At 30.0% G+C, this 3,896-nt stretch carries 2 protein-coding genes and 1 pseudogene; all 3 read left to right on the top strand.

Annotated features, from left to right (window positions below; genetic code table 11):
• Positions 1 to 697: hypothetical protein (locus ACOX6R_RS07460; RefSeq protein WP_433448829.1), on the top strand; the 697-nt coding region annotated here is incomplete at its 5' end.
• 69 nt (positions 698 to 766) lie between these two features.
• Positions 767 to 3,196 (top strand): annotated as a pseudogene (locus tag ACOX6R_RS07455) (DEAD/DEAH box helicase); the annotation flags it as partial.
• A 2-nt stretch (positions 3,197 to 3,198) separates the two neighbouring features.
• Complete coding sequence (locus tag ACOX6R_RS07450) at positions 3,199 to 3,801, top strand: hypothetical protein (RefSeq protein WP_433448827.1); 603 nt, start codon at positions 3,199 to 3,201, stop codon at positions 3,799 to 3,801.
• Positions 3,802 to 3,896 lie beyond the last annotated feature (95 nt).

The following is a 3,896-nucleotide window of genomic DNA, read 5'->3' as shown; positions in this document are numbered from 1 at the left end:
TAAAAAGAAGAATGACTCAAAGAAAGATATTATATGCTTCAAATTTCAAAATAATAATAGCATAGAAGTAAGTGGAGATGTTGATTTTAATTTTAAAATGGAACATGTAAGATATTTATCAAATATTGTAGAAAATAGCGGTTCAAGAATGGATAAAGAAAGTAAAAGAACTTTAGTGAATAGAATCTTTGCTTATAATAATTTGACCTATACACCTGCAAATATTTCTCTATTTCCTGTGACAGGGGGATTAAATAATATAAAGAAATCATTAGGTAATGATAGATTAGATACTTTTTTGTGTGCATTAAATTTATATTTTGAAGGCGAGTATACTTCATTTATTTTATCTGGTGCAGGTGGGCCTAATCCACCATTCATTAAAAATAGGAATAAACTAAAGGAATTTCTAGATAATTTTAATGACATTGACAATTACTGTAACCAAATATATCATATTGATCGTGATTTAGTTCATGATTTATGCTCATCAGGCGCAAAACCTATTGATACAGCAGAAAGGGTTGAGGAATATCTTGATCTTGCAGATAAGTTTTGGCAGCAAAAGGAAAATTTTTATAAGGAGTCTAACACAAAGATTCAAAGTCAGTACCAAAAGATGTTAAAAATGGCTTGTGAAGCAAGAGGACTGGAATATAAAAATACATTTACTGGTACGCAAGACTATACTTGTTGACATGCAGATTTAATTTAATTTTTAAAAGAAAATACTATCATACACTTGACACGATAGGGTGTTGGTAAAACTAGACTTATGGGTGCATTTATCGCATATCTTTACACAAACCATAATATTAAAAATTTCTTTGTGGTAGCACCAGGTACGACAGTCTATGAGAAGTTAAAAAAAGATTTATCAGATCCTTCAAACCCCAAATATGTATTTAAAGGACTAGGTTGTTTTCATAAACCACCAGAAGTAATAACTGATAATGAATATAGGACAAAGCCTATATCTCTATTTGAGTCAGATGTGCGAATCTTTATTTTTAATATTGATAAGTTTAATAAAGAAGATTCAAAAATGAAAAAGATAAATGAAGTTATAGGAGAATCTTTTTATGGTTATCTGGCTAATTTACCGGATTTAGTATTAATCATGGATGAATCTCATCACTATCGTGCAAAAAAGGGTATGCAAGCGCTTAATGAATTGAACCCTTTATTAGGACTCGAACTTACTGCTACTCCTATTGTTACAAGTGGTTCAAAACAGATACCTTTTAAAAACGTAGTATATGAATATCCACTTTCTAAGGCTATTGAAGATGGTTATACGAGAACACCTTTTGCTGGAACAAGAACTGATATGAACTTCTACAATTTTGGAGACGAAGAACTTGATAAGATTATGATTATAGATAGTCTAAAACTTCATGAAAGGGCAAAGATGGAGCTTGAATCCTATTACTATAATAACAATACAAAAGATAATCCTATCAGGAAAGTGAAGCCATTTATGATGATTGTCTGTAAGGATACAAACCATGCAAGATGGGTTGAAAATTTTATAAAATCAGATGAATTTGCCGATGGTTTATATAAGGATAAAACTATCGTAGTCCATTCTAAACAGTCAGGTGCAGAGAGTGAAGAAAACACAAAATTATTACTTGATGTGGAAAAATATGACAATCCTATAGAGATAGTTATTCATGTTAATATGTTGAAAGAAGGATGGGATGTAAATAACCTCTACACAATCGTTCCATTAAGAACTGCTGCCTCTAAGGTATTAAGAGAGCAAATGATAGGTCGCGGATTAAGACTGCCTTATGGAGAAAGAACAGGTAATGAAATAGTTGATGGAGTTTATTTAACTGCACATGATAAATTTCAAGATATTCTGGATGAGGCTAAAAAAGGAGATTCTATTTTCAAAGCAGGAAATATTATAAAGATTGAAGAAGTTGAAGAAAATATCTCAACTACTCAAACTACTTCAGAAATGGATAAAGATGAAATCAAAGAAGAAGCTTATTCTTTAGGAGTAGAAAAAGGAGAAAAATCAGATGAGCTTATTGATCAGACTATAAGCCATGTAAAAGATGAGATAATTAAGGAGATTAGTGATAGCAATAATGTAGATATTTCTAACGAGCAAAAGGAAGAAGTTGCAAAAAAAGTAAAGAAGAAACTCGAAGAAAATAAAGACTTGTCTGATGCTTATAAAAAGAATAAAAATTCTATAAATGATTTGATTGATAAGACAGTTGAACAAACACATGAAGAAGCAATAAATAGATTTATCCCTATACCTGAGCTTAGAATAATTGATGCTGGAGCTACTGAATATGGCTTTATTGATTTTGATCTAGATCTAAAAGATTTTAATCACGTACTTATAAGAAATGACCTTATCATACAAAATTTACAAGATTTCTCAGATATAGCTCATATTGATGTGAATTCCATAGACATGGATAGTTTTAATCCTAAAAAGGAAATTCTCGATTTATTAAGAGCTAAGCCTGAAATAGACTATGAAAAGTCTTCTTCCCTTTTGTTCAAGTTGATTTCACAAGTAGTAAATCATTATGAAGAAAAATATAATGCTGCTCAAATGAAAAGCATCGTTTTAATAAATAAGAAGGATATAGCTAACAAAATATATGAGCAGATGATGGATAATGACCATTTTTACAGCGATAATAGTTTTATTAGGTATTCTGTAATTGGAACAAGAAATTATAATCTTCCACAAACTTATACATGGAAAACTCAGCTTAATTTATATGATAATTATGATGAGAATATAAAATCTATACTATTTGATGGAATAAAGAAAGGTGTATTTTCAAGTACGAAGTTTGATAGTAAACCTGAACTTATTCTTGCGAGAATTTTAGAAAGAGATTTTAAAGTAACTAAATGGCTTAGACCAGCACAAAATGAATTTAATATAACCTACAATAGGGGTAAGCATTATGTGCCTGATTTTGTTGTAGAAACAGAAGATTATCTCTACATTGTTGAAGTTAAGGGAGAAGACAAAATTGAAGACGCTGATGTTATGGCAAAGAGTAAAAAGGCAGTTCAATTTTGTGATGTAGTTACTAGTTGGGCAAAAGAAAATTCCGGGAAAGAATGGAAATATATTTTTATACCATCCCAAGAAATAAAAGAGAATTCATCTTTTTCTAACTTAGCTATTAGATTTCAAATGAAGGAATAGTTATGGGTAAAAAGAAAATTGAAACAATAATTAATGAAAAAATATATCCTTTCAAATTAAATGAAAAAGGGAAATCGGATCTAGCTCATTTAACAACTAATTATTCTTACGAATTGCTCGTGGAATGTATTAATATTGGAGTTTCACAATACTTTAAGTATAATGAGGATGGGGACTTGTTACAAGATTCTGTAAACACTTTTCTAGATAAGCTCGGAGGTATAGCTTACATCAAATCTTTGACTCCTATTGAACAGGAAATAAGAAGGATTGATAATAAAGGAAAGTCAAATTTTACCTATTGGAACAATCAAACTGCAAATTACATTTTAAATAAATATATAAGAGCCTTGAGATCAGCAAAATGGACAGATGAACAGATATACGTAGACTTAAAAACAGAAGTTATTTCTCTGATCAACAGTTCGCGTAATTGGTCTGAATGGACTTCTAGTATGGAAAAATGGATTGATGATATTTATAGTTGGGATGTAATAGATGATACTACTATAGAGCAAAACGAAACAATTTTACCCTCAGCTATATTTTATGGTTTGCAACAAAATTTTCAATCTATTTGCAAACAAATAAATGCAAGTTATTAAAATAACCTGTATGATTGTACAGCTGTTATGATGAGAAGATTATTAGAAGGCCTATTGATAATGGTGTACCAAAATAATGGTATAGAATCTGAAAT

It is taken from the genome of Peptoniphilus sp. (genome assembly GCF_050943655.1).
Classification (GTDB): Bacteria; Bacillota; Clostridia; order Tissierellales; family Peptoniphilaceae; genus Peptoniphilus_A.
The sequence above is the reverse complement of the archived record's forward strand: the minus strand, read 5'-3'. Positions and strand labels throughout refer to the sequence as shown.

Excerpts from the sequence above, each read along its gene's own strand:
- ACOX6R_RS07450 (WP_433448827.1), top strand. The coding sequence starts at position 3,199 with ATGGGTAAAAAGAAAATTGAAACAATAATTAATGAAAAAATATATCCT.